Annotated in this window: 27 protein-coding genes and 1 tRNA gene; 21 read left to right on the top strand and 7 right to left on the bottom strand. The window is 61.9% G+C overall.

Going from position 1 to position 26,287, the window contains the following annotated elements:
* Nucleotides 1-5: 5 nt before the first annotated feature.
* The 4 genes from NKJ11_RS20825 to tgt are packed head-to-tail and all read left to right on the top strand — an operon-like array spanning nt 6 to nt 2,829.
* Nucleotides 6-455, top strand: coding sequence for a DMT family transporter (locus NKJ11_RS20825; protein ID WP_352442598.1), 450 nt, complete (start codon nt 6-8; stop codon nt 453-455).
* Entirely contained in the window at nt 455-1,543 is a 1,089-nt protein-coding gene (gene queA, locus NKJ11_RS20830) for a tRNA preQ1(34) S-adenosylmethionine ribosyltransferase-isomerase QueA (RefSeq protein WP_352442599.1), read from the top strand. Before NKJ11_RS20825 ends, queA begins: the two co-directional genes overlap by 1 nt.
* Nucleotides 1,533-1,706: a hypothetical protein gene (locus NKJ11_RS20835; protein WP_023812988.1), complete on the top strand. Its 174-nt coding sequence runs from the start codon at nt 1,533-1,535 to the stop codon at nt 1,704-1,706. Before queA ends, NKJ11_RS20835 begins: the two co-directional genes overlap by 11 nt.
* A complete protein-coding gene (gene tgt / locus NKJ11_RS20840; protein WP_023812987.1) occupies nt 1,699-2,829 on the top strand; it encodes a tRNA guanosine(34) transglycosylase Tgt in 1,131 nt (376 codons plus the stop codon). Before NKJ11_RS20835 ends, tgt begins: the two co-directional genes overlap by 8 nt.
* 4 nt (nt 2,830-2,833) lie before the next feature.
* Here the strand turns inward: tgt and NKJ11_RS20845 are convergent, their stop codons facing one another.
* The gene (locus NKJ11_RS20845) at nt 2,834-3,253 is read right to left on the bottom strand and encodes a DUF4864 domain-containing protein (RefSeq protein ID WP_352612940.1); all 420 of its coding nucleotides are present in this window, start codon (nt 3,251-3,253) and stop codon (nt 2,834-2,836) included.
* A 266-nt stretch (nt 3,254-3,519) separates the two neighbouring features.
* On the opposite strand from NKJ11_RS20845, the gene NKJ11_RS20850 reads away from it, so the two are divergent.
* From NKJ11_RS20850 to NKJ11_RS20925, 16 genes are all read left to right on the top strand, one after another.
* Nucleotides 3,520-3,756 (top strand): Lrp/AsnC family transcriptional regulator, encoded by a 237-nt coding sequence (locus tag NKJ11_RS20850; protein ID WP_010909609.1) that lies wholly within the window; start codon nt 3,520-3,522, stop codon nt 3,754-3,756.
* Between the two features lie 171 nt (nt 3,757-3,927).
* On the top strand, nt 3,928-5,340 hold the full coding sequence (locus NKJ11_RS20855; protein ID WP_023812984.1) for a circularly permuted type 2 ATP-grasp protein: 1,413 nt from the start codon (nt 3,928-3,930) through the stop codon (nt 5,338-5,340).
* A 149-nt stretch (nt 5,341-5,489) separates the two neighbouring features.
* Nucleotides 5,490-6,431, top strand: coding sequence for an alpha-E domain-containing protein (locus tag NKJ11_RS20860; RefSeq protein ID WP_023812983.1), 942 nt, complete (start codon nt 5,490-5,492; stop codon nt 6,429-6,431).
* Nucleotides 6,432-6,516: 85 nt separating this feature from the next.
* Nucleotides 6,517-7,311 (top strand): transglutaminase family protein, encoded by a 795-nt coding sequence (locus NKJ11_RS20865; RefSeq protein ID WP_352442601.1) that lies wholly within the window; start codon nt 6,517-6,519, stop codon nt 7,309-7,311.
* Between the two features lie 132 nt (nt 7,312-7,443).
* Nucleotides 7,444-8,175, top strand: a complete 732-nt coding sequence (locus NKJ11_RS20870; RefSeq protein ID WP_023812981.1) for a proteasome-type protease — start codon at nt 7,444-7,446, stop codon at nt 8,173-8,175.
* A gap of 101 nt (nt 8,176-8,276) precedes the next feature.
* Entirely contained in the window at nt 8,277-9,686 is a 1,410-nt protein-coding gene (locus NKJ11_RS20875; RefSeq protein ID WP_352612938.1) for a pyridoxal phosphate-dependent decarboxylase family protein, read from the top strand.
* A 79-nt stretch (nt 9,687-9,765) separates the two neighbouring features.
* Nucleotides 9,766-10,533, top strand: coding sequence for a DeoR/GlpR family DNA-binding transcription regulator (locus NKJ11_RS20880; RefSeq protein ID WP_127258922.1), 768 nt, complete (start codon nt 9,766-9,768; stop codon nt 10,531-10,533).
* Nucleotides 10,534-10,658: 125 nt separating this feature from the next.
* Nucleotides 10,659-12,185 (top strand): glycerol-3-phosphate dehydrogenase, encoded by a 1,527-nt coding sequence (gene glpD, locus NKJ11_RS20885; RefSeq protein ID WP_023812978.1) that lies wholly within the window; start codon nt 10,659-10,661, stop codon nt 12,183-12,185.
* Nucleotides 12,186-12,227: 42 nt separating this feature from the next.
* Nucleotides 12,228-13,307 (top strand): ABC transporter ATP-binding protein, encoded by a 1,080-nt coding sequence (locus NKJ11_RS20890; RefSeq protein ID WP_352612936.1) that lies wholly within the window; start codon nt 12,228-12,230, stop codon nt 13,305-13,307.
* 10 nt (nt 13,308-13,317) lie between these two features.
* Nucleotides 13,318-14,385, top strand: coding sequence for an ABC transporter ATP-binding protein (locus tag NKJ11_RS20895; RefSeq protein ID WP_023812976.1), 1,068 nt, complete (start codon nt 13,318-13,320; stop codon nt 14,383-14,385).
* Nucleotides 14,386-15,252, top strand: a complete 867-nt coding sequence (locus tag NKJ11_RS20900) for a carbohydrate ABC transporter permease (protein ID WP_023812975.1) — start codon at nt 14,386-14,388, stop codon at nt 15,250-15,252.
* A 1-nt stretch (nt 15,253) separates the two neighbouring features.
* Complete coding sequence (locus NKJ11_RS20905) at nt 15,254-16,177, top strand: carbohydrate ABC transporter permease (protein WP_027036701.1); 924 nt, start codon at nt 15,254-15,256, stop codon at nt 16,175-16,177.
* 2 nt (nt 16,178-16,179) lie between these two features.
* Nucleotides 16,180-16,461, top strand: a complete 282-nt coding sequence (locus NKJ11_RS20910) for a DUF2160 domain-containing protein (protein WP_023812973.1) — start codon at nt 16,180-16,182, stop codon at nt 16,459-16,461.
* A gap of 78 nt (nt 16,462-16,539) precedes the next feature.
* Nucleotides 16,540-18,264 (top strand): ABC transporter substrate-binding protein, encoded by a 1,725-nt coding sequence (locus NKJ11_RS20915; RefSeq protein WP_023812972.1) that lies wholly within the window; start codon nt 16,540-16,542, stop codon nt 18,262-18,264.
* Between the two features lie 97 nt (nt 18,265-18,361).
* Entirely contained in the window at nt 18,362-19,855 is a 1,494-nt protein-coding gene (gene glpK / locus NKJ11_RS20920; protein ID WP_352794199.1) for a glycerol kinase GlpK, read from the top strand.
* Between the two features lie 34 nt (nt 19,856-19,889).
* Nucleotides 19,890-20,369 (top strand): DUF6882 domain-containing protein, encoded by a 480-nt coding sequence (locus tag NKJ11_RS20925; protein ID WP_128303598.1) that lies wholly within the window; start codon nt 19,890-19,892, stop codon nt 20,367-20,369.
* 96 nt (nt 20,370-20,465) lie between these two features.
* On the opposite strand, the gene NKJ11_RS20930 is transcribed toward NKJ11_RS20925, so the two are convergent.
* On the bottom strand, nt 20,466-20,951 hold the full coding sequence (locus NKJ11_RS20930; RefSeq protein ID WP_023812969.1) for a BA14K family protein: 486 nt from the start codon (nt 20,949-20,951) through the stop codon (nt 20,466-20,468).
* Between the two features lie 258 nt (nt 20,952-21,209).
* On the opposite strand from NKJ11_RS20930, the gene NKJ11_RS20935 reads away from it, so the two are divergent.
* Nucleotides 21,210-21,285 (top strand) — tRNA-Lys (locus tag NKJ11_RS20935).
* 64 nt (nt 21,286-21,349) lie between these two features.
* Here NKJ11_RS20935 and NKJ11_RS20940 read toward each other — a convergent pair.
* The 5 genes from NKJ11_RS20940 to NKJ11_RS20960 form a co-directional block, all read right to left on the bottom strand.
* Nucleotides 21,350-21,820, bottom strand: a complete 471-nt coding sequence (locus NKJ11_RS20940; RefSeq protein WP_352612933.1) for a nucleoside deaminase — start codon at nt 21,818-21,820, stop codon at nt 21,350-21,352.
* Between the two features lie 252 nt (nt 21,821-22,072).
* Nucleotides 22,073-23,212, bottom strand: a complete 1,140-nt coding sequence (gene dprA, locus NKJ11_RS20945; RefSeq protein WP_023812967.1) for a DNA-processing protein DprA — start codon at nt 23,210-23,212, stop codon at nt 22,073-22,075.
* A gap of 17 nt (nt 23,213-23,229) precedes the next feature.
* Nucleotides 23,230-23,817, bottom strand: coding sequence for a glycerol-3-phosphate 1-O-acyltransferase PlsY (gene plsY / locus NKJ11_RS20950; protein ID WP_352612931.1), 588 nt, complete (start codon nt 23,815-23,817; stop codon nt 23,230-23,232).
* A gap of 57 nt (nt 23,818-23,874) precedes the next feature.
* Nucleotides 23,875-25,161, bottom strand: coding sequence for a dihydroorotase (locus NKJ11_RS20955; RefSeq protein WP_352612929.1), 1,287 nt, complete (start codon nt 25,159-25,161; stop codon nt 23,875-23,877).
* Nucleotides 25,158-26,117 carry an aspartate carbamoyltransferase catalytic subunit gene (locus NKJ11_RS20960; protein WP_127411308.1) on the bottom strand — a complete coding sequence of 320 codons (960 nt, stop codon included), beginning with the start codon at nt 26,115-26,117 and terminating at the stop codon, nt 25,158-25,160. Before NKJ11_RS20960 ends, NKJ11_RS20955 begins: the two co-directional genes overlap by 4 nt.
* Between the last annotated feature and the right edge of the window lie 170 nt (nt 26,118-26,287).

Below are 26,287 nucleotides of genomic sequence, written 5' to 3' on the forward strand. Positions count from 1 at the left end.
CGACAATGATGGGCGTCGTCTGGTCGCTTCTCGGCATCCTGTCCGGCGCCTTCATTGCCATTCAGGCGCCGATCAATTCGCAACTGGCGCGCGGCCTGGGCCTCCCGGTCGCGGCGGCTGCGTTTTCGTTCCTGTCGGGCGCGATCGTGCTCGGCATTATTTCCGTCACGGTGGTGAAGCTGCAGGGCATCTCGCTCGACTGGAAGGCGCCGGCGCCCTGGCTGTTCGTGGCCGGCGGCATGCTGGGCGGTTTCTATGTCACGCTGTCGACGATTCTGACGCCACGCATCGGTGCGGCCGCGCTGATGGCGTTTCTGGTCGCCGGCCAGTTGCTGGCCGGCATGCTCATCGACCGCATCGGCTTCCTCGGCGTCGCGGTGCGTGAAATCTCGCTCGGTCGCATCGCCGGCGCGGTGCTGCTGCTGGTCGGAGCGCTGCTCGTCCGGCTCTACTGATGCGCGTCGATCTCTTTGACTTCGATTTGCCGGAGGAGCGCATCGCGCTTCGCCCGGCGGAGCCGCGCGACAGCGCCAAGATGCTGGTGGTCAAGCCGGGCGAGGCGCTCGACGACCGGACGGTTGGCAACCTGCCATCGTTGCTCAGGGCCGGCGACGTGCTGGTGTTCAACGACACCAAGGTCATTCCAGCGCAGCTCAAAGGCATCCGGCGGCGGGGTGAGGCGACGGCGCAGGTCGAAGCCACGCTGCATATGCGCATGGCGCCGGACCGCTGGCTGGCCTTCATGCGGCCGGGCAAGCGCATCGCAGCCGGCGACCGTATCCATTTCGGCCATGACGGCAATTCCTGTTTCCTCGGTCAGCTCGACGCCACGGTGATCGAGAAAGGCGAGGGCGGCGAAGCGCTGCTTGGCTTCGATCTGTCGGGGCCGTTCCTCGACGAGGCGCTGCACGCGGTCGGCCACATTCCGCTGCCGCCCTACATCGCCTCGAAACGCGACGACGACGAACGCGACCGGGCCGACTACCAGACCATCTATGCAAGCGAGGAAGGCGCCGTTGCGGCTCCGACAGCGGGCCTGCATTTCACGCCGGAGCTTTTTGCAGCGCTTGACAGCAAGGGCATCGAACGCCGCTTCGTCACCTTGCATGTCGGCGCAGGCACGTTCCTGCCGGTGAAGGCGGACGATACCGCCGACCACAAGATGCATGCCGAGACCGGTTCGGTCAGCGAAGCCACTGCGGACGCCCTGAATGCCGCAAGAGCAAGGGGCGGGCGCATCGTCGCTGTCGGAACGACCTCGCTGCGTCTGCTGGAGAGTGCGGCGCGTGAGGACGGTACTCTGGCTGCGTGGTCCGGTCCGACCGATATCTTCATCACGCCCGGCTACCGTTTTCGCACCGCCGACGTGCTGATGACCAATTTCCATCTGCCGCGCTCGACGCTGTTCATGCTGGTCTCGGCCTTCAGCGGCCTCGGCACGATGCGCGCGGCCTATGCGCATGCCATCGAGAGCCGCTACAGATTCTATTCCTATGGCGACGCAAGCCTGCTTTTCCGAGCGGAGACGAGCGATGGACGATGATCTGCAAGCCTTTGACCGTGATGCGCTGGTCGCGGAAGTGAAAAAACTGCGCGCGGGCATTCGCCAGCACCGCGATTCCACCATGCGCGGCATCCACTACCGCCAGTCGCTTGACAATCAGGCGCCGGACGCCCCGGTCCACGACAAGGAATTCAATGGCTAAGCCGTTCAGCTTCAAGGTTCTGGCAACCGACGGCAAGGCGCGACGCGGCGTGATCGACATGCCGCGCGGCGAAATCCGCACGCCGGCCTTCATGCCGGTCGGCACCGGCGGCACCGTCAAGGCGATGTATATGGACCAGGTGCGCGGTGTCGGCGCCGACATCATCCTGGGCAACACCTATCATCTGATGCTGCGGCCCGGCGCCGAGCGTGTGGCGCGGCTCGGTGGCCTGCACGAGTTCGCCCGCTGGCCGCATCCGATTCTGACCGACAGCGGTGGTTTCCAGGTGATGTCGCTGTCGAAGCTGAGAAAGCTGACCGAAAAGGGCGTCACCTTCCGTTCGCATATCGATGGCGCTGCCTACGAGATGTCGCCGGAGCGGTCGATCGAGATCCAGGGACTGCTTGATTCCGACATCCAGATGCAGCTCGACGAATGCACGGCGCTGCCGGCCGAGATGAAGGAGATCGAGCGCGCCATGGAGCTGTCGCTGCGTTGGGCCGAGCGCTGCAAGACGGCGTTCGGCGATCAGCCGGGCAAGGCGATGTTCGGCATCGTGCAAGGCGGCGACAACGCAGCGCTCAGGGTGCGTTCGGCGCAGGCGCTGAGCGCGATGGAGCTGAAGGGCTACGCGGTTGGCGGCCTGGCCGTCGGCGAGCCGCAAGCGGTGATGCTCGAAATGCTCGACATCACCTGTCCGGAATTGCCAGCGGACAAGCCGCGCTATCTGATGGGCGTCGGCACGCCTGACGATATCCTGAAATCGGTGGCGCGCGGCATCGACATGTTCGACTGCGTAATGCCGACGCGGGCCGGCCGCCACGGCCTTGCCTATACAAGGCGCGGCAAGGTCAATCTGCGCAACGCCCGCCATGCCGACGATCCGCGGCCGCTCGACGAGGAAAGCGACTGCCCTGCCGCCCGGGACTACTCACGCGCCTATCTGCATCATCTGGTGCGCTCACAGGAGGCACTTGGCGCCATGCTTTTGACCTGGAACAACCTTTCCTACTATCAAAAGCTGATGCAGGATATCCGCGCTGCGATCGAGGCCGGCGCCTTCGAGGCGCGCGGCGCGGAAATCACCGAGGGCTGGGCAAGGGGCGATATCCCGTTGCTGTGAGGCCTCAAGTGCTGGGCGAATTCGAGGCGCGCAGGCTGCAACCGGTGATCTGGAACGTGCCGTCGGGCTGTTGCTGCAACGTGTAGACAGCCTCGTAGTCCTTGCCGTTGGGGCCGACGATCAGCACCTGCTGGACGATCGAACCCGGAGCCGTCTCCTCGACCTTGCCGAAGGAATAGGTCCGCGGCTTGCGCACCGGCGGATAGCCGTTGGTCACCATGTTCATGAAGGCGTCGACGGTCGGGAAGATCCGCTTCACATTCGGGGCGGCGAAGCTGTAGGCAGTGGCGCCGTCATCGGCAATGAGGGCCCCTAGCTGACTGTCGATGACGGACTGGCCCGCCTTGATCTCGGCATCGCCGGCCAATGCCGACGATACAAAGAGGAATGGAACGACTGCGATTGCGAAAAAGGCGTGGCGCATGGCCTGTCTCCGTTATCCCGCGAAATATCTTCCCTCAAAAATGGTGCTGTCCGAAGACGCATCATAACATACGCTTGGCAGCGCATCGCGGTTTCAGCGATTGCGAATAATCGCTGGCGATCGGCGGCAGATTGCATGCTGGTGTAGGGGCTGCGGGAGGTTGCAGCCCAGGCCTGGGCCGGCTGAGTACGGATTCCAGCGCTTGAAAGCCCGCCTCCAGTCTGCCAGAAGGGCCGCTGGACTTGGACGTTTAGCGGGACGAAGCCATGAAGGCGTTTTTCGTGCAGATCAAATGCGAGCTCGGCAAATCCTATGAGGTTGCCAGCGCGCTTGCCGATGCCGAGATCGCCTCGGAAATCTACTCCACCGCCGGCAATTACGATCTGCTCGCCAAATTCTACGTCGACGACGAGGAAGACGTCGGCCATTTCGTCAACGAAAAGGTGCAGATTCTCCCCGGCATCAAGGACACGTTCACCGTCGTCACGTTCCGCGCTTTCTAGCTGGCAAACGCATTTGCCCGGGCACGAGGCAAAGGCTGACCAAGGTCATATTTCACCTGCCTCAATTTTAGGCAGGCGCAACATACTGATCGTCCGTATCTCCCAAATCACCGATTGCGCTTGATTTTCTCCGGCGACGCCAGTGAAATGGCGTCACAGGGGAGTATGCGATTGGCAGCGTTCGATGAAATGCTTCCGGAAGTCTCCGGATTGAGAAGACCGTATTCGGCTTATGATCGCTGGCTGAAGGAGCAGGACCCAGCCAGGTTGACCGAGAAGATGCAGGACGCCGAACGCGTCTTCCGCAAGACCGGTATCACCTTCGCCGTTTATGGCGAGCAGGAAGCCTCCGAGCGGCTGATCCCGTTCGACATCGTTCCCCGCATCATTTCAGGCAATGAATGGCGGCGCCTCACGCAGGGCATAGAGCAGCGCGTGCAGGCGCTGAACGCCTTCCTCGACGACATCTATCATCGCCAGGAAATCCTGCGCGCAGGGCGCGTCCCCAGGGAATTGATCGCCAGGAACGAGGCCTTCCTGCCGGAGATGATCGGGGTCAGGCCGCCGGCCGGCGTCTACACCCATATCATCGGCGTCGACATCGTCCGCATCTCGGAGGACGAATTCTACGTGCTGGAGGACAATGCGCGCACACCGTCGGGCGTCTCCTATATGCTGGAGAACCGCGAGACGATGATGCAGCTGTTCCCCGAGCTGTTCCAGAAGATCAAGGTGCGGCCGGTGGAAAACTACCCTCAGCTTCTGCGCCAGTCGCTGGCGGCGGTGCGGCCGCAAAGCACAAAGGGTGCGCCGACCATTGCGGTGCTGACGCCCGGCAGTTTCAACTCCGCCTATTTCGAACACGCCTTCCTCGCCGACCAGATGGGCGTGCAACTGGTCGAAGGCCAGGATCTGCGGGTCGTCGACGGGCATGTCGCGATGCGCACGACCGAAGGCTACAAGCAGATCGATGTGCTTTACCGCCGCGTCGATGATTCCTTCCTCGACCCGCTGACCTTCCGGCCGGACTCCGCACTTGGCATACCCGGCATCATGGATGTCTATCGGGCCGGCAACATCACCATCGCCAACGCGCCGGGCACCGGCATTGCCGACGACAAGGCGATCTATTCCTACATGCCCGAGATCATCGAATTCTACACCGGCCGCAAGGCGATCCTGGGCAACATCCCAACCTGGCGCTGCTCGGAGCCGGACAGCCTGAAATACGTGCTCGAACACATCGACGAACTGGTGATCAAGGAAGTGCACGGTTCCGGCGGCTACGGCATGCTGGTTGGGCCGGCAGCAACCAAGAAGGAATGCGAGACGTTTGCCAAGAAACTCCAGGCAAAACCTTCGAATTACATCGCCCAGCCGACGCTCGCGCTGTCGACATGCCCGATCCTGACGGAAAAGGGGTTGGCGCCGCGCCATGTCGATCTCAGGCCTTATGTGCTGGTCTCCGACCGCATCCAGATCGTGCCCGGCGGGCTGACCCGCGTCGCGCTGAAGGAAGGCTCGCTGGTGGTCAATTCCTCGCAGGGCGGCGGGACGAAGGATACGTGGGTGCTGGATGATTGAAGTGAGTGAGTAAGGAATTAGGCAGTAGGCAGCAGGCAGCAGGCAGTAGTGGAAGCAGAGGACAGGGAAATGCCATATTCCATTGAGATTCAAACTCTTACTATTCCCTACTGCCTATTCCCTACTCACTAGCCCGAGGGGCCAATTCAATGCTTTTAGGCCGCACCGCCAACGGGCTCTATTGGATGAACCGCTATATCGAGCGGGCGGAAAACATGGCGCGCTTGGTCGATGCCGGCCTGCGCATGGCGCTGACCCGCACGCAGAGCGCCTCGGAAGAGTGGAGTTCGGTGCTGCTCAGCGCCGGTTCCGACGTCACCTTCAGCCAGAAATATTCTGACTATACCGCCGCCAATGTCGCCGACTTCCTGTTGCGCGACACGTCGAACCCGTCGAGCACGATGGCGTCGATCGAGACGGCCCGCAACAATGCCCGCATGGTGCGTACCGCGCTGACGCGCGAAACCTGGGAAAGCATCAACGAAGCCTGGATGTCGCTGAAGCGGATGCTGGCCAGGCCGATCGACGAGCGCGACCTACCCAGCGTGCTCGACGCCATCAAGCGCGAGACGGCGCTGATCCGCGGCTCATTCTACGGCACCATGCTGCGCAACGAGATCTTCGACTTCTCGCAGCTCGGCACTTATGTCGAGCGCGCGGACAACACGGCGCGCATCCTCGACGTGAAATATTATGTGCTGCTGCCGTCGATCTCCTGGGTCGGCTCGACGCTCGACAATTATCAGTGGGAATCGATCCTGCGTTCGGTCTCGGCGCATCGCTCCTATCGCTGGGTCTACGACGCCGATTACAAGCCGACCAACATTGCCGATTATCTGATCCTCAATGTCCGGATGCCGCGCTCGCTGATGTTCTGCTATCGCTTCCTGTCGGAGCATCTGAAATTCCTCGGTGACGATTACGGCGAGCGCCATGCCTGCCACGCAACGGCCGAGAAGACGCAGACAATGCTGAGAGCCGGGTCGATCAAGGGCATATTCGACGCCGGCCTGCATGAGTTCCTGGCCAATTTCATTCGCGACAACACCAAGCTGGGCGAAGAGATCGCACAAGATTATCGGTTCAATTGAGCATGGTCCCGAAAGGTGGAGCCGGTTTTCTCAGACAAATGGAAACCGTTTGTCCGGAGATCGTGCTCACAAACGGAATAGAAGCATGCGGCTGAAGATCACCCACCGGACCGAGTACCGTTACGATACGCCGGTGCACTATCTGTTGCAGCGGCTGCGGCTGCTTCCGGTCAGCGGATCGACGCAGACCATTCTGTCCTGGGCTCTGGCGATCGAAGGCGCGCGCGAAGAGGTCCGCTTCGTCGACCATTTCGGCAACGACACAAGGCTGTTGAGCGTCGAGGGCGAGCGCGACTTCATCACTGTGGAAGCATCAGGCGAAGTGGTGACGCGCGACACCGCGGGTGTCTCGGGACCACACCAGGGCTTTACGCCGCTCTGGCTGTACAGCCATGAGACACCATTGACGACGATCGGCAGCGGTGTTCGCGATCTCGCCGCGTCGGTCGGCAAGGGCAGCGACATTGAAAGGCTGCACCGGCTGATGGCCATCATCGGCGAACGCGTCGCCTACACGCCCGGCACCACCAACGCGACGACGCCGGCGGAGGAAGCCTTGGCGCTCAAGACCGGGGTCTGCCAGGATCATACCCATATCTTTGCCGCCGCCGCCCGCGCCATGGGCTTTCCAGCTCGCTATGTCAGCGGCTATCTGATGCTGGATGCCACGGTCGAGCAGGCGGCCAGCCATGCCTGGGCCGAAGCGCATGTCTCGGGTCTCGGCTGGGTTGCCTTTGATGCCGCCAATGGCATTTCACCCGACGAGCGTTATGTAAAGGTGGCAACGGGCCGCGATTACCGCGACGCCACGCCGGTGTCGGGAATTCGGCTGGGACAGGCGGAAGAACGGCTTGCGGTCACCGTCACGGTGGAGCAGTAATCCTCCGCACGATTGCTGCCGAGCGATTCATCGTTTCAAGGAACGCCGAACCGCTCTATCCCCTTGTTTTAACGCAATTCCGCACGGAAAACCGCTTCACACTTTTCCTGGAATTGCTCTAGAAGAGATTCCATGACCTATTGCGTTGGCCTGAAGATCGACCGCGGGCTCGTGTTCATGTCGGACACGCGCACCAATGCAGGCATGGATTCCATCTCCACCTTTCGCAAGATGCATGTCTGGGAAGAGCCGGGCGAGCGTGTCATCGTTTTGATGTCGGCGGGCAATCTGGCGACGACGCAGGCCGTGGTCAGCCTGCTCGACGAGCGCACCAAGGCGATCTCCGAAAGGCATTCTACGGTGCTCGAAACGCCGTCGATGTACCAAACGGTCCGCATTGTTGGCGACACGGTCAAGGAGGTCATCGCCAATTCGTCACCCGCTGGCGAAAAGGCGGATTCCTATTTCAATGCGTCCTTCATCCTCGGCGGTCAGATCAAGGGCAGCGAGCCGCGCCTGTTCATGATCTATCCCGAAGGCAATTTCATCGAATCGACCGATGACACGCCGTTTTTCCAGATCGGCGAGACCAAATACGGCAAGCCGATCATCATCCGCGCCTACGAAAGGACGATGAGCCTGGCCGAGACGGTGAAGCTGCTTTTGGTGTCGTTCGATTCGACGTTGAAGTCGAACCTGTCCGTCGGCTTGCCGCTCGACCTGCTCTTCCTGGAGAAGGACGCCTTCAAGGTCGGATTGAAGAAGCGGATCGGCCAGGATGACCAGTACTACCGCACGATCTCCGACGGCTGGTCGAATGCGCTGAAGACGGCCTTTGCCAGCCTGCCGGATTTCCCCGGCTGAGGCGTGCGGCATCCGTTGCTGGTTGCATATATTTCACGCGTTAATTAATAAGGAGGCCAGCCGCGATGGATGGTGGCGGTCGATCATGTCGGGAGGACAGGATGAACAACGATGATTTCCGGCAATGGTCGCGGCGCGCCGCCGACTGGGGCGCTGACTATCGCAACAATCTGCGCGACCGCCCCGTGCGGCCACTGGTAGAACCCGGCGCCATTTCTGGAAGCATTGAGGTTTCGCCGCCCGAAGACGCCGAACCGATGGACCGGATCTTCGCCGACTTCGAAGAGAAGATCCTGCCGGGAATGACGCATTGGCAGCATCCGCGTTTCTTCGCCTATTTCCCGGCCAATGCGGCGCCGGTCTCGGTGGTGGCGGAATATCTGGTTTCGGCGATGGCCGCGCAATGCATGCTCTGGCAAACGTCGCCGGCGGCGACCGAACTCGAAACGCGCACCGTCGACTGGATGCGCCAGGCGCTCGGCCTGCCCGAAGGGTTTTCCGGGGTGATCCAGGATTCAGCCTCGTCGGCGACACTGGCCGCGGTGCTGACCATGCGCGAGCGGGCGCTCGATTGGCAAGGCAACAAACAAGGCCTGGCAGGGCAGGCGCGGCTGCGCATCTATTCCTCCGATCAGGTGCACACGTCGATCGACCGGGCGATCTGGGTGTCCGGCATCGGCGAGGACAATCTCGTGCGCATTCCGGTCGGCGGCCGCTTTCGCGCCATGGACACGGCAGCACTCGAGGCGGCAATCGCCGCCGACCTGGAAGCCGGCATGCAGCCGGCCGGCATCATCGCTTGCGTAGGCGGCACCAGCACCGGCGGCACCGACGACATTGCAGCGGTTGTCGAGGTCGCACGGCGGCATGGGCTTTATCTTCACGTCGACGCCGCATGGGCGGGATCGGCGATGATCTGTCCGGAGTATCGGCATTTCTGGACAGGCGTCGAAGGCGCCGATTCGATCGTCTTCAATCCGCACAAATGGCTGGGCGCGCAGTTCGACTGCTCGATCCAGTTCCTGCGCGATCCCGAGAGCCATGTCAGGACGCTGGCCATCAAGCCGGATTATCTGAAGACGCACGGTCATGACGGCATCATCAACTATTCCGAATGGTCGGTGCCGCTTGGCCGGCGCTTCCGCGCGCTGAAATTGTGGTTCCTGCTGCGCGCCCATGGCCTGGAAAATCTGCGCACGATGATCCGCAATCATGTCGGGTGGAGCGAAGGGTTGGCGGCGCGGCTGGCAAGGGAGCCGGATTTCGAGATCGTCAGCGAACCGATGCTGTCGTTGTTCTCGTTCCGACACAAGACCGCAACCGATGCGGACGAGCACAATCTGCGCCTGGTCAATGCGATCAATGACGATGGCCGTATTTACCTGACGCAGACGAGGGTCGACGACAGGATCGCAATCCGGTTCCAGGTCGGACAGTTCGAGGCGACCGCCGCCGATGTCGATGCGGCTTTTGTCGTCATTACTGAAGTAGCACGTGGCCTGGATCGCTGATTTCGTTAGCCGGCTTATGCCTTTCCATCGATTTCGTTTTCGACTATAGACAAGAAAAACGAAAACGGGAGGTTGCCCCATGTATCTGTCGCCACGCCATGCCGAGATTATCCAGATGGCCAAGGATCATGGCCGCGTGCTGGTAGATGATCTGGCCACCCACTTCAATGTGACGCCGCAGACCATACGCAAGGATCTCAACGATTTGTGCGACCAGCGGCTGCTCTCGCGCATCCATGGCGGCGCGCTGTACCCCTCCGGCATCGAGAACATGGAGTATGAGGCGAGACGCAAGATCGCCGCCGACGAAAAGGAGGCGATCGGCCGTGCGGCCGCCAGGTTGATTCCCGACAATGCCTCGCTGTTCATCAACATCGGCACCACGACAGAGTCGGTCAGCAAGGCGTTGCTCGATCACAACGGTCTCATGGTCATCACCAATAACATCAATGTTGCCAATAGGATGCGGATATATCCGTCGATCGAGGTGGTGATTGCGGGTGGTGTCGTGCGCGGGTCCGATGGCGGTGTGGTCGGCGAGGCGGCGGTCGACTTCATCAGGCAGTTCAAGGTCGACTACGCGGTGATCGGTGCATCCGCCATCGACCATGACGGCGCCTTGCTCGATTTCGATTTTCGCGAGGTCAAGGTGGCGCAGGCGATCATCGCCAATGCAAGGCATGTCATCCTGGTTTCCGACCAGACCAAATTCGAGCGAACCGCACCGGTGCGCATCGGCCATCTGTCGCAGGTCAACACCTTCATCACCGATCGTTGCGACATCCCGTCAGTGCGCAAGATCTGCCAGGAGGCCGAGGTTCAGCTGATCGAGACGTCGCTCGCCTAGGCGGTTTTCACCCGATATCACGCGCTCGCGATATTTCGTTTGACATTCGTTATCATTTCGAAATAATTCCGACACGGTTTCGTAAAAGCCCAAAAATGGTGCAATGCGAAATCGTTGGAGGAATTGTGGACGCATCTCCGATCCGTGACATTTTCGTCATAGGTGGCGGCATCAATGGCTGCGGCATTGCCCGTGATGCCGTCGGTCGTGGCTTTTCCGTGTTTCTCGCCGAGATGAACGACCTCGCCAGCGGAACCTCCTCGGGTTCGACCAAATTGATCCATGGCGGCCTGCGCTACCTCGAATTCTACGAATTCCGCCTGGTGCGCGAGGCGCTGATGGAGCGCGAGGTTTTGTGGAAGAACGCGCCGCACATCATCTGGCCAATGCGCTTCGTGCTGCCCTATGCCAAGGGCCTGCGCCCGGCCTGGCTGATCAGGCTCGGTCTCTTCCTCTACGACCACATTGGCGGGCGCAAATTGCTGCCCGCGACCCGGACGCTGGACATGGCCAGGGATCCGGCCGGTAAGCCTTTGAAGCCGCTGTTCAAGAAGGCCTTCGAATATTCTGATGGCTGGGTCAATGACGCGCGGCTGGTGGCGCTGAACGCACGTGATGCCGCCGACCGCGGCGCCACGGTTCGCACCCGCACGAAAGTGACCGGCGCGCGCCGCGAAAACGGCCTGTGGGCAATCCAGATCGAGGATCTGCAGACCGGCGAGACCGAGGAGATCAAGGCGCGACTGCTGGTCAATGCCGCCGGCCCCTGGGTCGATCATGTGCTGTCCGGCGTCGTCGGGCTCAACGATGTGCACAATGTTCGTCTCGTGCAGGGCAGCCACATTGTCATCGCCAGGAAGTTCGACGATCCACGCGCGTATTTCTTCCAGAACAAGGATGGCCGCATCATCTTCGCCATTCCCTATGAGGAAGAGTTCACCCTGATCGGCACCACCGACCAGGATTATCCCGGCGATCCGCATGACGTGAAGATCAGCGACACCGAGATCGATTATCTCTGCGCCGCGGCAAGCGAATATTTCGCCCAACCCGTCAAGCGCTCGGACATCGTTTGGACCTATTCGGCCGTCCGTCCGCTCTATGATGACGGCGCCTCCAAGGCGCAGGAAGCGACGCGCGACTATGTGCTCAAGGCCGATGGCGGCGAGGGCGCCGCCCCGATCGTCAACGCCTTCGGCGGCAAGATCACCACCTATCGCCGGCTGTCGGAATCGATGCTGGAAAAGATCGAGGGTTTTCTCGGCAAGCGCGGCAAGCCGTGGACGGCAAACGCGCCACTGCCGGGCGGCGATTTCCCGGCCACCGGTTTCGATGCCGAAGTGGCGAAATTGAAAACCGCTTATCCATTCCTCGACGCGCGCCTGGCTCGCCGGTTGACCCGGCTCTATGGAACCCGCGCGAGGATGCTGTTGGGGCTGGCCAAATCGAACGTCGATCTCGGCCGCAACTTCGGCGCCGATCTCTATGAGGCCGAGGTGCGCTATCTCGTTCAAAACGAATGGGCCGTCACATCAGAAGATGTATTGTGGCGCCGGACCAAGCGCGGTCTGCATCTCAGCCGCGAGCAGGTGGCGGCGCTCGATGAATTCATGCGCGGCATAAGCCGGCGCCATGTCGCGGCTGCCGAATGAAGAGGGGTTTGAGCTGATGCGGAAGGCCTGGGAGGAGGCGTCATGCTGGAACTGAGAAACGTCACCAAGACGGTCGGTGCGGTCGAGCATATAAGCGACGTGTCGCTGACGCTCCAGCACGGCTCGCTCAACGTCCTGCTCGGACCGACGCTTTCGGGCAAGACCAGCTTGATGCGGCTGATGGCCGGCCTCGATGTGCCAACCTCCGGTTCGATCTGGTTCGACGGTCAGAATGTCACCGGCGTGCCGGTGCAGAAGCGCAAGATCGCCATGGTCTACCAGCAGTTCATCAACTATCCGGCGATGACCGTCTATGAGAACATCGCTTCGCCGCTGCGGGTAGCCGGCATCGAGCAGGCCAGGATCGACAGCCAGGTAGGTGAAGCCGCCGCACTTCTCAAGCTGACACCCTATCTCGACCGCACGCCGCTCAGCCTGTCCGGCGGCCAGCAGCAGCGCACCGCACTGGCGCGCGCCATCGTCAAGAACGCCAGCCTGGTCCTGCTCGATGAACCGCTCGCCAATCTCGACTACAAATTGCGCGAGGAACTGCGCGCCGAATTGCCCAGGATATTCGCCGCCGCCGGCACCATCTTCGTCTACGCCACCACCGAGCCGCACGAGGCCCTGCTGCTTGGCGGCAACACGGCGACGCTTTCGCAAGGCAAGATCACCCAGTTCGGACCGACCATCGAGGTGTTCCGCAAGCCGGTAGATCTGGTGACAGCCAGGACGTTTTCCGATCCGCCGCTTAACACCATCGTGCTCGCCAAGAAGGGTCGGGATTTCCTGCTCGAGGGCGGCGTGAACCTACCGGTGCCGGCCGAACTCTCCGGCATTGCCGACGCCATCTATACGATCGGTTTTCAGCCGCACCACTTGTCGCTCGAGCGGCCCAATGCGGCGGCGGTGCCGGTGCGTGCCAAGGTGACGATCACCGAGATCACCGGATCGGAGAGCTTCATCCATCTCGATTTCGCCGATGCGCGCTGGGTCATGCTGACCCATGGTATCAGGCATTTCGAGCCAGACGAGGTGGTCGAGGTGTTCATCGATCCGCGCCACATCATGGTTTTCGACGAGCACGGCAGCGCCGTGACTGCGTCGAAGCTGGCGGCTTGAGGGCAAAGAGATGGCACGCATCGACGTCAACCATGTCCGACATTCCTACCTGCCGAACCCGCAGAAAGATGCCGATTTCGCGCTGCGGGAAGTGCATCATGTCTTCGAGGACGGCGGCGCCTATGCGCTGCTCGGGCCCTCCGGTTGCGGCAAGACCACGCTGCTCAACATCATTTCGGGATTGTTGCACCCCTCGCACGGCCAGTTGCTGTTCAACGGCAAGGACGTGACCAATTTATCGACGCAGGAGCGCAACATCGCGCAGGTGTTCCAGTTCCCGGTCATTTACGACACCATGACCGTCTACGATAATCTGGCCTTCCCGCTGCGCAACCGCGGCGTGCCGGAAGCCGATGTCGACCGCAAGGTTCGCGAGACGTTGGAGATGATCGATCTGGCGTCCTGGGCGAAGAAGAAGGCGAGGGGCCTGACCGCCGACCAGAAGCAGAAGATCTCGCTCGGCCGCGGGCTGGTGCGCTCCGACGTCAACGCCATCCTGTTCGACGAGCCGCTGACCGTCATCGATCCGCACATGAAGTGGGTGCTGCGCTCGCAGCTGAAGCAGTTGCACCGCCGCTTTGGCTACACCATGGTCTATGTGACCCACGACCAGACCGAGGCGCTGACCTTCGCCGAGCAGGTCGTGGTCATGTATGATGGCGGCATCGTGCAGATCGGCACACCGGCCGAATTGTTCGAACGGCCACGCCATACCTTTGTCGGTTATTTTATCGGCTCGCCGGGCATGAACGTCATGCCGGTGGCGATCGACGGCAAGACGGCGACACTCGGCTCGCAGCGCATCGAACTGCCGGGCGCGCCAAAGGCAGGCAGCGGCGCCGTCGAGCTCGGCATCCGTCCCGAATATGTCCGGCTCGGCCGCGAAGGCATGGCCGTGCAGGTCAGCAAGGTCGAGGATCTCGGCCGCCACAAGGTGGTGCGCGCCAAGCTCGAAGGCCGCGATATTTCTGCCGTGATCGGTGAGGACGAGACCCTGCCCGCCGATCCGAAGGTGCGGTTCGACCCGGCCGGCATCAACATCTATGCCGATTCCTGGCGTGTCGAGATGGAGGCCTAGATGGAGAAGACCTGGAACAACAAGGCCTGGTTTATGGTGCTGCCGGTTCTTCTGCTGGTGGCGTTCTCGGCGGTGATCCCGCTGATGACGGTGGTCAACTATTCGGTGCAGGACACGTTCGGAAACAACGTCTTCTTCTGGAACGGCTCGGACTGGTACACCGAAATCCTGGAGTCGGAACGCTTCTGGCTGTCGATGGTCCGCAACCTGATCTTTTCCGCAACCATCCTCGCCATCGAGATTCCGCTCGGCATCTTCATCGCTCTTAACATGCCCAAGAAAGGCTGGGGCGTGCCAGTCTGCCTGGTGCTGATGGCTCTGCCGCTGCTGATCCCGTGGAACGTCGTCGGCACGATTTGGCAGGTATTCGGCCGCATCGACATTGGCCTGCTCGGCTACACGCTGTCGGCGCTCGGCTTCGACTACAACTACGTCAACGATCCGACTGATGCCTGGGTGACGGTCATCCTGATGGACGTATGGCACTGGACAAGCCTCGTCGTTCTGCTCTGCTACGCCGGACTGGTCTCGATCCCCGATGCTTTCTACCAGGCGGCCAAGATCGACGGCGCCTCACGCTGGGCAGTGTTCCGCTACATCCAGCTGCCGAAGATGAACCGCGTGCTTCTGATTGCAGTGCTGCTGCGCTTCATGGACTCGTTCATGATCTACACCGAGCCGTTCGTCGTCACGGGCGGAGGCCCTGGCAATTCGACGACGTTCCTGTCGATAGACCTGGTCAAGATTGCGATCGGTCAGTTCGATCTCGGGCCGGCGGCCGCCATGTCGATCATCTACTTCCTGATCATCCTTTTGCTGTCTTGGGTGTTCTACACCGTCATGACCAATGTCGATGCGGAGCGCTGAGATGAGCGGCGCCAACGAAGGAACGACGAGGCAGGACCGAGTGCGTGAGACGGCGGTTTCGGACGGGCTCGCCAGCACATTGTCGCAGGACCAGCTTGCGCGGCTGATGCGCCGGCGCGGCGAAGAATCCCGGTTCTGGTGGTTGGTGCCAACGATCTACATCATCTTTCTGATGCTGCCGATCTACTGGCTGGTCAATATGAGCTTCAAGACCAATCAGGAGATTCTGGGCGCGTTTTCGCTGTGGCCGAAGAGCCCGACCCTGGCCAACTACATCGTGATCTTCACCGACCCGTCCTGGTACAAGGGCTACATCAATTCGATCATCTATGTCGTCATGAACATGGTGATCTCGGTTTCGGTGGCGCTGCCGGCGGCCTACGCTTTCTCGCGCTACCGGTTCCTCGGCGACAAGCACCTCTTCTTCTGGCTGTTGACCAACCGCATGGCGCCGCCGGCAGTGTTCGCGCTGCCGTTCTTCCAGCTCTATTCGGCGTTCGGGCTGATCGACACGCATATCGCGGTGGCGCTGGCGCACTGCCTGTTCAACGTGCCGCTGGCGGTCTGGATCCTCGAGGGTTTCATGTCCGGCGTGCCGAAGGAGATCGACGAGACCGCCTATATCGATGGCTATTCCTTCCCGCGCTTCTTCCTGAAAATCTTCATGCCGCTGATCGCAAGCGGCGTCGGCGTGGCCTGCTTCTTCTGCTTCATGTTCTCATGGGTCGAACTGCTGATCGCGCGCACCTTGACCACGACGGCCGCCAAACCGATCGCGGCGATCATGACGCGTACGGTCTCGGCCTCCGGGCTCGACTGGGGCGTGCTGGCCGCCGCCGGCGTGCTCACCATCCTTCCAGGCGCGCTCGTGATCTGGTTCGTCCGCAACTACATCGCCAAGGGCTTTGCCCTAGGGAGGGTATGACCATGAACCTCACCTGGATGGCATGGACGCTGCCAACGGCGATCTTTTTCATCACGATCCTGGTACTGCTCTGTGGCATGGCGGTCTGGGAATACGCCTCGCCTGGCGGCAATCCCCGGGTCGGCCTCCTGCGCTTCGAGACGACGCGCGGCGACCGCCTCTTTGTTTCGCTGCTCGGCAGCGCCTTTATCCATCTCGCTTGGCTGGGTCTTGTCGGACCCAACCTGTGGTGGGCTCTCGCTCTCTCCGTAGTCTACGCCGTCGGCGTGTTCCGCTACGTATAGAGGGGGAAACTGTTGGAGCGACCGCGTGCCGACGGCCGCTCCAGATCGCACTTGAAACTTGAAAAGTGGAGGAACGAAATGCGAAGGCAATTTTTAACATCAACGACTGCGCTTGTCCTGCTCTGGGGAGCAGGCCAGGCCTATGCCGGAATGGACGAAGCCAAGACTTTCCTCGATACCGAAATCAAGGACTTGTCGACGCTCGATCGCGGCGCCCAGGAAGCCGAATTGCAATGGTTCATCGATGCCGCGAAGCCTTTCGCCGGGATGGACATCAAGGTGGTCTCCGAGACCATCGATACGCATAGCTATGAGTCCAAGGTCTTGGCGCCCGCCTTCACCGCGATCACCGGCATCAAGATCACTCACGACCTGATCGGCGAAGGCGATGTCGTCGAGAAGCTGCAGACGCAGATGCAGTCGGGCGAAAACATTTACGACGCCTACGTCAACGACTCCGACCTGATCGGCACCCACTGGCGGTACCAGCAGGCGCGCAGCCTGACCAAGTGGATGGCGAATGAGGGCAAGGATGTCACCAATCCCAACCTCGACCTCGCCGACTTCATCGGCACCAAGTTCACGACCGCTCCGGACGGCGACCTCTACCAGCTGCCCGACCAGCAGTTCGCGAATCTCTACTGGTTCCGCTACGACTGGTTCAACGACGAGAAGAACAAGGCCGATTTCAAGGCCAAGTACGGCTACGACCTCGGCGTTCCGGTCAACTGGTCGGCCTATGAGGACATCGCCGAGTTCTTCACCGGCCGCGAAATCGACGGCAAGAAGGTCTATGGCCACATGGACTACGGCAAGAAGGACCCCTCGCTCGGCTGGCGGTTCACCGATGCCTGGCTGTCCATGGCCGGCAATGGCGACAAGGGCCTGCCGAACGGTCTTCCGGTCGACGAATGGGGCATCAAGGTCAACGAGAAGTCGCAGCCTGTCGGCTCGTGCGTCGCGCGCGGCGGCGACACCAACGGCCCGGCTTCCGTATATTCGATCCAGAAGTACCTGGATTGGCTGAAGGCCTATGCGCCGCCGGAAGCCCAAGGCATGACGTTCGGCGAATCCGGCCCCGTCCCGTCGCAGGGCACGGTCGCGCAGCAGATGTTCACCTACACCGCCTTCACCGCCTCCTTCGTCAAGGAAGGGCTGCCGGTCGTGAACGCGGACGGCACCCCGAAATGGCGCTTTGCTCCCTCGCCGCATGGCGTCTACTGGAAGGACGGCATGAAGCTCGGCTACCAGGACGTGGGTTCATGGACGCTTCTCAAGTCCACGCCTGACGATCGCGCCAAGGCCGCCTGGCTCTATGCGCAGTTCGTCGTATCGAAGACGGTCGACGTGAAGAAGAGCCATGTCGGCCTGACGCTGATCCGCGAGTCGACGATCCAGGACAAGAGCTTCACGGAACGCGCTCCGAAGCTCGGCGGCCTGATCGAGTTCTACCGCTCGCCGGCCCGTGTTCAGTGGTCGCCGACCGGAACGAACGTTCCGGACTATCCGAAGCTGGCACAGCTCTGGTGGCAGGCGATCGGCGATGCGTCGTCGGGTGCCAAGACGGCACAGGAGGCGATGGACTCGCTTTGCTCTGAGCAGGAAAAGGTCATGGAACGCCTGGAAAAGGCCGGCATCCAGGGCGATATCGGCCCGAAGATGGCCGAAGAGCATGACCTCGCCTACTGGAACGCCGACGCGGTCAAGAAGGGCAATCTCGCTCCTCAGTTGAAGATCGAGAACGAGAAGGAAAAGCCGGTCACCATCAATTACGACGAGCTGGTGAAGAGCTGGCAAAAGTAAGACTGTTCTAAGCGGGCGTCTGCGCCCGTGTGACATTGGGGGAGGCGGCATCTTGCCGTCTCCCCTGTTTGTGTAAAAGACAAAGCGGGGAGGCATAATGACCGGATATATCCTTGCCATCGACCAGGGCACGACTTCGACCCGGGCGATCCTGTTCGACGGCGAGATGAAGGTCGCCGGCAGTGGGCAAAAGGAATTCGCCCAGCACTATCCGGCCTCCGGCTGGGTCGAGCACGATCCCGAGGATATCTGGGCGAGTGTGGTGTCGACCGTGAAGGCGGCGCTGAAGAAGGCCGGCCGGAATGCTTCCGACGTGGCCGCGATCGGCATCACCAATCAGCGCGAAACCGTGGTCATCTGGGACAGGGCGACCGGCAAGCCGATCCACAATGCCATTGTCTGGCAGGACCGGCGCACCGCGCCGCTGTGCCAGAAACTCAAGAAGCAAGGGTTGGAGAAAAAGTTCACCCGCAAGACCGGCCTGCTGCTCGATCCCTATTTTTCCGGCACCAAAATCGCCTGGATGTTGGACAAGGTGAAAGGCGCGAAAAAACGCGCCGAGAAGGGCGAATTGCTCGCCGGCACCATCGACAGCTTTTTGATCTGGCGGCTGACCGGCGGCAAGGTCCACGCAACGGACGCCACCAACGCCTCGCGCACGCTGGTCTACAATATCGCTGAGAATGCCTGGGACGACGAGTTGCTGTCGATCCTCAACATCCCGGTAGAAATGCTTCCCGAGGTGAAGGACTGCGCCGATGACTATGGAATCACGGAGAAAAATCTCTTTGGCGCCGAGATAAGAATCCTCGGTGTCGCCGGCGACCAGCATGCGGCAACCATCGGCCAGGCCTGCTTCGAGCCAGGCATGATGAAATCGACCTACGGCACCGGCTGTTTTGCGCTCCTCAACACAGGCAGCGACCTGGTGCGTTCGAAGAACCGGCTCTTGACCACCATTGCCCACAGGCTGAACGGCAAGACGACTTACGCGCTGGAGGGCTCGATCTTCATTGCCGGTGCTGCGGTGCAATGGCTGCGTGATGGCATCAAGGTGATCGGCAAGGCCGAACAGAGCGGCAAACTGGCTGATGAAGCCGATCCGACCCAAAACGTCTATCTGGTGCCGGCCTTCGTCGGGCTCGGCGCGCCGCATTGGGACGCCGAGGCACGCGGTGCGATTTTCGGACTGACGCGCAATTCAGGACCGGCGGAGTTTGCCCGCGCCGCGCTCGAATCCGTCGCCTACCAGACACGCGACCTGCTCGACGCCATGCGCAAGGACTGGAAAGGCGCTTCGGCCAAGACAGTGCTGCGTGTCGATGGCGGCATGGTGGCGTCGGACTGGACCATGCAGCGGCTGGCCGACATCCTCGATGCGCCGGTCGACCGCCCGACCATTCTCGAGACGACCGCGCTCGGTGCAGCCTGGCTGGCCGGCTCGAAAGCTGGCGTTTGGCCGGATGCAAAGAAGTTTGCGAAGAGTTGGGCACTCGAACGGCGCTTCAAGCCGGACATGGATGGCTCCGTGCGCGCAGCTAAGCTCGCTGGTTGGCGCGATGCTGTGCGCAGGACGCTCAGCGTGTCATAAACAGCCATCAGTGGCGGGTGATGGGGCGCGAGGAATGCAGCCAGATTGGTATCCTGCTTGGCGCGACGAGGCTATCGAACAGCTGAAGGCCAAGAATGCACGCTTGAAAAAAGATCTCCACCTCGGTAGCTGGTTGCGCTATGACTATGACCTGACGGCCGGAACGCTTCTGTTCTCGCAAGACGGGGTCGCCAAGGTCGTTACCGAAATCCAGATTGTCGGCTCAACGAGCACGGAGGCCGGAAACTGGCTGTGGGCTTGGGCAAATTCCAGCCTGCCCAGCGAGCTCCTCAGCGATGCAAAGCTAGTCCGATCCTTCGGGGAGCAGAATGGCATCGACGAACTGGCCCAAGCCTATGCGACGGATGCGGACAATGCGCTGGAAGTGGTTGGTTGGGAACTCAGTGCGGTGATGGCCCGTATCTGCAATGGGTTGGGTATCTATCGTTGTCCCAGCAGAGAGGACGGCGGTGGCTTTTATCTGATGCTCAAGAGCATCAACTGGGCAAGCTGACGGCAACTGTTCGTCTTCCGGCCAAAGGATCAAAAGCCCGCGCCGTTGCCGGCGCGAGCTCCACTAACGCATCTCAGCTACTTAAACGCGCCTTGATCAGTAAGGCGAACGGCACTCCTTGCGAGGGCCGTAATTCGGCTGGAACGTGTTGTCCGAAGCACGGTAGCTGCGATAGCGGTCGTAGCACCATTGGACGTGGGCGTTGCCTCCGTAGACGCGGTTGTTTTCGTTGTTGATGATTGCGCCGGTAATCAGCGCGCCAGTAGCGAAGGCGGCAAGCGGGAACCAATAATCGCCGTGACGACGGTAGCCGGGGCGATATTCGCGATAGCCCCGATGGCCGTTCCAATATGCGCCGCGATTGCGGGAAAAATTGCGGTCACGCGAAAAACTGCGGTCACGCGAAAAATTGCGATTGTGGCGGTCCTTACGCCACTCCCGGTACTGGACTGTCTGCACATCCGGCACCGCGACCTGGGATTGCGGCACATAGTTCGGTTGGGCATTAACGGACACCGCCTCCGCCGCAACGAATGTGACGGAGAGAGTGGCCGCCAGCAGGCTCGTTGTGATTCTGTTCATTGGTCTTCTCCTCGATAGTTTGGCGGACGTCCCTGTGCCGGGAAAACGAGCGGCGCATACAATTGTTCCCCAGACTGGATGCCGCTGTCGGGCAGAAATGCCAGTGTTCCCTTGGCTGTTCTCCCACCGATGGCGCGGCTGGCAAGTGTCGCGACAGGGCGAAGCCGCCCGTGTTTGCGAGCCCTCTTTTTCCGGTTGACCGGTCGAGGCACTCTCCCTATGTTCCGCGCAATTTCGAGGGCCGCCTTTCGCCCGCGGGAGCGCGTAGCTCAGCCGGTAGAGCAACTGACTTTTAATCAGTAGGTCATGGGTTCGAATCCCATCGCGCTCACCAAATCCACGCGATAAACTGTCACCCATCTCTCGGGAAGGGCACACCACAACCGGTGGGGAAGCCGTCAACGCTTCCAGAAAGCGCGGTGCGGTGCGAGCATCTCGTCGGCGATTTCGGGGAAGGGGCCAAAGACCTCGATCTTTTTCTGGCCGGAGTCGAGGACGGTGCGCGAAGAGAGGCTCATCGTCGGATTCTCTGCGTGATCCCCGGTGAGCGCCAGCAGCTCGGTCTCCTCGAAGCCGTAGACCAGCCGGCCGATATTCGCCCAGTAGAGCGTTCCGGTGCACATCGCGCAGGGCTCACCGGTTGAGACCAGCGTGCATTGCCATAAGAACTCCGGCTCGTAGGCTGCCGCGGCGCGCCGGGCGAGCTCCGTCTCGGCGTGGCGCACCGTGTCGAGATTGCCTTGCCGCATCAGCACCCGATCGTCCGGCCCGACCAGCACGCAACCAAACGGATGATGCCCATGCGCCGCCGCCTCGCGCGCGACCGCGTCGGCGGATCGAAGGTGGGCGAGCATCTGATCGCGTGTCATGGCAAGATCCTGTCATGCCGACATCCACCGATGAGCGGCTGAGCGAGATTGGTGCCAACGGACGCGAGTGGCAAGAGCCAACTTTTGCTTGAGACCTTTGCCTCGGGATATCAGACCTTTGCCCTACAATCCGCCGGCCGGTCTTGGCGTCGAACAGATGAGCACAGGCGCGGCAAAGCGGAAAGCCGGCTGAAAAGGCCATCCTCGCCGAGCTTCTCGAAGGAGTTCGGCGGCGCGAAAATGCGAACAGCGTCAGACCGAAGGCTCCCCGAACACCAGCGAAACATTGGCGCCGGCGTGGCGTTCGAGCCGGCCGGCGAGGTCGAGTTCCAGCAGCACCATGAAGACCTGGGCCGGGTGCAGGCCGGTGTGGCGGATGATCTCGTCGACCGCCACTGGCGTCGGGCCGAGCGCCTCGATGACGCGGGCGCGGTCGCTTTCGCCGGGCGGTGGTGTGGCCGAGAAGTCGGGCGGCTCTTCGAACGGCGGCACGTCGGGCGCCCGCATGCCGGTCAGCGGGGCGATCGCCCTGGAAATATCCGATGCCTCGGTGACCAGGGTGGCACCATCCTTGAGCAGGCCGTTGGTACCGGCGGCGCGTGGATCGAGCGGTGAGCCCGGCACGGCAAAGACCAGCCGGCCCATTTCGCCGGCAAGCCTGGCGCTGATCAGGGAGCCGGAGCGTTGCGCTGCCTCGACCACCACCAGCCCAAGGACCGCACCCGCAACAAGGCGGTTGCGGCGCGGAAAATCCTGGGCGCGCGGCTGCCAGCCGAACGGCATCTCCGAAATGATGGCGCCACGCTCGGCGATTTCCTCGCACAGGCCGGCATTTTCAGGCGGGTAAGGCAGGTCGAGACCGCCAGCCAGGACGCCGATCGTGCCGGTCGCAAGACTGCCCTGATGCGCCGCGGTGTCGATGCCGCGCGCCAGGCCGGAGACGATTGCGTAGCCGTCGCGGCCGAGGTCGGCTGCCAGCATGCGTGCCATCTTGATGCCGGCCAGCGACGCGTTGCGTGCCCCGACGATGGCGACACCCGGCAGCCGGAAAACAGCTGCGTTGCCCTTTACCGCCAGCAGGGGCGGCGGATGGTCCATGTTGCGCAACAGGGGTGGGTAGTCTGTCTCACCGATCCCGACAAAGCGGGCGCCGGCCTTTCCGGCTAGTTCCAGTTCCGCCTCGGCTTCGGCAACGGAAGGGATGCGAGCGATCCGGATGGCGCCGCCCGAAATCATCAGTTCCGGCAATATCTCCAGCGCCACCTCGGCCGAACCGAAACGGTTGATGAGGTCGCGAAAGGATGCGGGGCCGACATTCTGGGTGCGGATCAGCCGCAGCCAGCTCAGCCGCTGCCGGTCGCTGAGACGCGGCCCGGCGGCCGGCCCACTCACGACGGCGGCAGGCTCGCTCACCCCTTGGCTCCGATCTTGCCCTCGGTGCCGGCAAGCAGGCGTGAAATGTTTTCCCGGTGCTTGATGAAAACGATGATGCTCATCAGCACGAACAAGGCCGCATTCTGCGGTGTGCTCAGGACATGGAGGGCGATCGGCACGATGACCGCCGCTGTCAGCGCCGCAAGCGAGGAATACCGGAAGAGGAATGCCATCACCAGCCAGGCGACGGCGAAGATCAGCGCCACCTGCCAGGAAAGGCCGATCAGCACACCGAGATAGGTGGCGACGCCCTTGCCGCCCTTGAAACCGAGCCAGACCGGGAAGAGATGACCGAGAAAGGCGCCGAGACCGGCCCAGATCGCCAGGTCAGGCGCGAAATGGCCTGCTATCAGCACGGCGGCCGTGCCCTTCAGCGCGTCGAGCAGCAGCGTCGCGGCGGCAAGGCCCTTGTTTCCGGTGCGCAGAACGTTGGTGGCGCCGATATTGCCAGAGCCGATCTTGCGCACATCGCCAAGGCCAGCCGCGCGGGTGAGCAGGAGCCCGAACGGAATCGAGCCAAGCAAATAGCCGAACACGAGCGCTGGGATGAGGCTGTAAATCATTGTTTCCCCCGCATTTCCCCAGTTCGGCCGGATCAGGCGCGATGCGCCGTGGCCGGTTCAGGCGGAAAACACTGTGCGGCCCGCAACCAGCGTTTGCAAGACCTTGCCTTGCAGTCGCGCGCCTTCGAAACAGGTGTTTTTCGACCGCGAACGAATGCCGCTTTCGCTGACGATCCAGGGTCCGTCGAGGTCGACAAGCGCAAGATCGGCGACAGCGCCCGGCTTCAGCGTGCCGCCGGGCAGGCCGAACAGTTTTGCGGGAGCGGTGGACAGGGTTTCTATCAGCCGCAGCAACGGCACATCGCCATTGTGGTAGAGCCGCAGTGCGGCGCCCAGAAGCGTCTCCAACCCTATGGCGCCGGCCGCCGCATCGGCGAAGGGCAGGCGCTTGGTGTCGACATCCTGCGGATCATGCGAGGAGACGATGATGTCGATCGTGCCGTCCCTGACCGCCTCGATCATCGCCAACCGGTCTTCCTCGGCGCGCAAAGGTGGCGTCAGGCGGAAGAAGGTGCGGTATTCGCCGACATCGTTTTCATTCAGCGACAGATTGTGGATCGCCACGCCTGACGTCACCGTCGCGCCGTCGGCTTTCGCACGCGTTATGGCGTTTGCCGCCATCGCCGTCGAGATCTTTGCTGCATGGTACGAACCACGCGTCAGCCGGGCCAAGGCCAGATCGCGCTCCAGCGGGATGGATTCGGCTTCGCGCGGAACGCCGGAGAGGCCGAGCCAACTGGCGTAGAGGCCTTCATTCATCACGCCGGATGAACCGAGGTCCGCATCCTGCGTCTCATGCACGATGGTGGCGTCGAAGTCGCGCGCATAGGTCAGCGCGCGGCGCATCACCAGCGCGCTCGATATGGTGTGGCGGCCATCGGTGAAGGCGACGGCGCCGGCTTCGCGCAGCAGGCCGAACTCGGTCATTTCGCGCCCGTCGAGGCCCTTGGTGATCGCCGCAGCCGGAAAGACGTTGACGATGGCCGTGTCCTTGGCGGTGCGCAGCACGAATTCGACCAGCGCCACATTGTCGATCACCGGATCGGTATCGGGCATCATGACGATGGATGTGACGCCGCCGGCCGCCGCCGCGACACTTGCCGACGCAATGGTCTCGCGATGCTCGCCGCCCGGTTCGCCGATGAAGACACGGCCGTCGATCAGGCCTGGAATGATCGCCTTGCCGGCGCAGTTGATAACGGTGGCGCCCTCGGGCGCGCCCTGGTTCAGCGCTGCTTTGCCGGCGGCTACGATCTTGCGGCCATCGACGAAGACGGCGCCGACTTCATCGATGCCGCGCGAGGGGTCGACAACGCGGGCGCGCTCAAAGACCGTTATGCTCATGCGCCGCGGCCCTCTTGATTACGGCGCGGGTCAAGAAGCGCTTCCATCACCGCCATGCGCACGGCGACGCCCATTTCAACTTGTTCCTGGATGACGCTTTGCGGACCGTCGGCGATTTCCGAGGCGATCTCGACGCCGCGGTTCATCGGCCCGGGATGCATCACCAGCGCGTCATCCTTGGCGGCCTTCAGTTTCTCGGCATCGAGGCCGAAATAGCGGAAATATTCGCGGACCGAAGGCACGAAGGCGCCCTCCATGCGCTCGCGCTGCAGGCGCAGCATCATCACCACATCGGCGCCCTTGAGGCCTTCGGCCATCGAACGGGTTACGATGACGCCCATCTTCTCGATGCCGGTGGGCAGCAGCGTCGACGGAGCGACGACGCGCACCTGCGCGCCGAGCGCGTTGAGCAGCATGATGTTGGAACGCGCCACGCGCGAATGCAGGATGTCGCCGCAGATTGCCACGATGAGCTTCGACAGCGGACCCTTGGCGCGACGAATGGTCAGCGCATCGAGCAGCGCCTGTGTCGGGTGTTCATGCGCGCCGTCGCCGGCGTTGACGACGGAGCAGCCGACCTTCTGCGCCAGAAGGGCGGCAGCACCGGCCGATTGGTGGCGGATGATCAGGATGTCGGGCCGCATGGCGTTCAGCGTCATCGCCGTGTCGATGAGCGTTTCGCCCTTCTTCACCGAAGAGCTTGCCACCGACATGTTCATGACATCGGCGCCGAGCCGCTTTCCGGCAAGCTCGAACGACGACTGTGTGCGCGTCGAGGCTTCATAGAAGAGGTTGATCTGGGTGCGGCCGCGCAGCGTCGAGGTTTTCTTCTCGGACTGCCGCGAGATCGCGACCGCCCGGTCCGCCCTGTCGAGCAACAGCTCGATATCGGCGGGGGAAAGGTCGCGGATGCCCAGAAGATGGCGATGAGGATAGGGGGACGAAGCGTCGGTCATCTCAAGGCGCTGCTATAGGGTGGAGACTTTGCGGCCGCAAGCGCCAGCTTTGCATTGTAGCCGTTCTCCTCAATTTTTTCGTGTAGATAGCCGATTGTATCGGCCGGTATTTTCATCGCGCGCGCTGCATGGCTTGGCTATATCTAGCCGACAGCCTTGGATTCGTGGCT

This window comes from Mesorhizobium sp. M0243, assembly GCF_040321775.1.
In the GTDB taxonomy this organism is placed as follows: Bacteria; Pseudomonadota; Alphaproteobacteria; order Rhizobiales; family Rhizobiaceae; genus Mesorhizobium.

Excerpts from the sequence above, each read along its gene's own strand:
- NKJ11_RS20940 (WP_352612933.1), bottom strand. The coding sequence starts at position 21,820 with ATGACACGCGATCAGATGCTCGCCCACCTTCGATCCGCCGACGCGGTC.
- NKJ11_RS20890 (WP_352612936.1), top strand. The coding sequence starts at position 12,228 with ATGCTGGAACTGAGAAACGTCACCAAGACGGTCGGTGCGGTCGAGCAT.
- NKJ11_RS20835 (WP_023812988.1), top strand. The coding sequence starts at position 1,533 with ATGGACGATGATCTGCAAGCCTTTGACCGTGATGCGCTGGTCGCGGAA.
- glpK (WP_352794199.1), top strand. The coding sequence starts at position 18,362 with ATGACCGGATATATCCTTGCCATCGACCAGGGCACGACTTCGACCCGG.
- NKJ11_RS20825 (WP_352442598.1), top strand. The coding sequence starts at position 6 with ATGATGGGCGTCGTCTGGTCGCTTCTCGGCATCCTGTCCGGCGCCTTC.
- NKJ11_RS20900 (WP_023812975.1), top strand. The coding sequence starts at position 14,386 with ATGGAGAAGACCTGGAACAACAAGGCCTGGTTTATGGTGCTGCCGGTT.
- NKJ11_RS20925 (WP_128303598.1), top strand. The coding sequence starts at position 19,890 with ATGCAGCCAGATTGGTATCCTGCTTGGCGCGACGAGGCTATCGAACAG.
- tgt (WP_023812987.1), top strand. The coding sequence starts at position 1,699 with ATGGCTAAGCCGTTCAGCTTCAAGGTTCTGGCAACCGACGGCAAGGCG.
- NKJ11_RS20960 (WP_127411308.1), bottom strand. The coding sequence starts at position 26,117 with ATGACCGACGCTTCGTCCCCCTATCCTCATCGCCATCTTCTGGGCATC.
- NKJ11_RS20915 (WP_023812972.1), top strand. The coding sequence starts at position 16,540 with ATGCGAAGGCAATTTTTAACATCAACGACTGCGCTTGTCCTGCTCTGG.
- NKJ11_RS20870 (WP_023812981.1), top strand. The coding sequence starts at position 7,444 with ATGACCTATTGCGTTGGCCTGAAGATCGACCGCGGGCTCGTGTTCATG.
- NKJ11_RS20875 (WP_352612938.1), top strand. The coding sequence starts at position 8,277 with ATGAACAACGATGATTTCCGGCAATGGTCGCGGCGCGCCGCCGACTGG.
- NKJ11_RS20845 (WP_352612940.1), bottom strand. The coding sequence starts at position 3,253 with ATGCGCCACGCCTTTTTCGCAATCGCAGTCGTTCCATTCCTCTTTGTA.
- NKJ11_RS20895 (WP_023812976.1), top strand. The coding sequence starts at position 13,318 with ATGGCACGCATCGACGTCAACCATGTCCGACATTCCTACCTGCCGAAC.
- NKJ11_RS20910 (WP_023812973.1), top strand. The coding sequence starts at position 16,180 with ATGAACCTCACCTGGATGGCATGGACGCTGCCAACGGCGATCTTTTTC.
- plsY (WP_352612931.1), bottom strand. The coding sequence starts at position 23,817 with ATGATTTACAGCCTCATCCCAGCGCTCGTGTTCGGCTATTTGCTTGGC.
- NKJ11_RS20880 (WP_127258922.1), top strand. The coding sequence starts at position 9,766 with ATGTATCTGTCGCCACGCCATGCCGAGATTATCCAGATGGCCAAGGAT.
- NKJ11_RS20850 (WP_010909609.1), top strand. The coding sequence starts at position 3,520 with ATGAAGGCGTTTTTCGTGCAGATCAAATGCGAGCTCGGCAAATCCTAT.
- queA (WP_352442599.1), top strand. The coding sequence starts at position 455 with ATGCGCGTCGATCTCTTTGACTTCGATTTGCCGGAGGAGCGCATCGCG.
- NKJ11_RS20930 (WP_023812969.1), bottom strand. The coding sequence starts at position 20,951 with ATGAACAGAATCACAACGAGCCTGCTGGCGGCCACTCTCTCCGTCACA.
- NKJ11_RS20955 (WP_352612929.1), bottom strand. The coding sequence starts at position 25,161 with ATGAGCATAACGGTCTTTGAGCGCGCCCGCGTTGTCGACCCCTCGCGC.
- NKJ11_RS20865 (WP_352442601.1), top strand. The coding sequence starts at position 6,517 with ATGCGGCTGAAGATCACCCACCGGACCGAGTACCGTTACGATACGCCG.
- NKJ11_RS20860 (WP_023812983.1), top strand. The coding sequence starts at position 5,490 with ATGCTTTTAGGCCGCACCGCCAACGGGCTCTATTGGATGAACCGCTAT.
- NKJ11_RS20905 (WP_027036701.1), top strand. The coding sequence starts at position 15,254 with ATGAGCGGCGCCAACGAAGGAACGACGAGGCAGGACCGAGTGCGTGAG.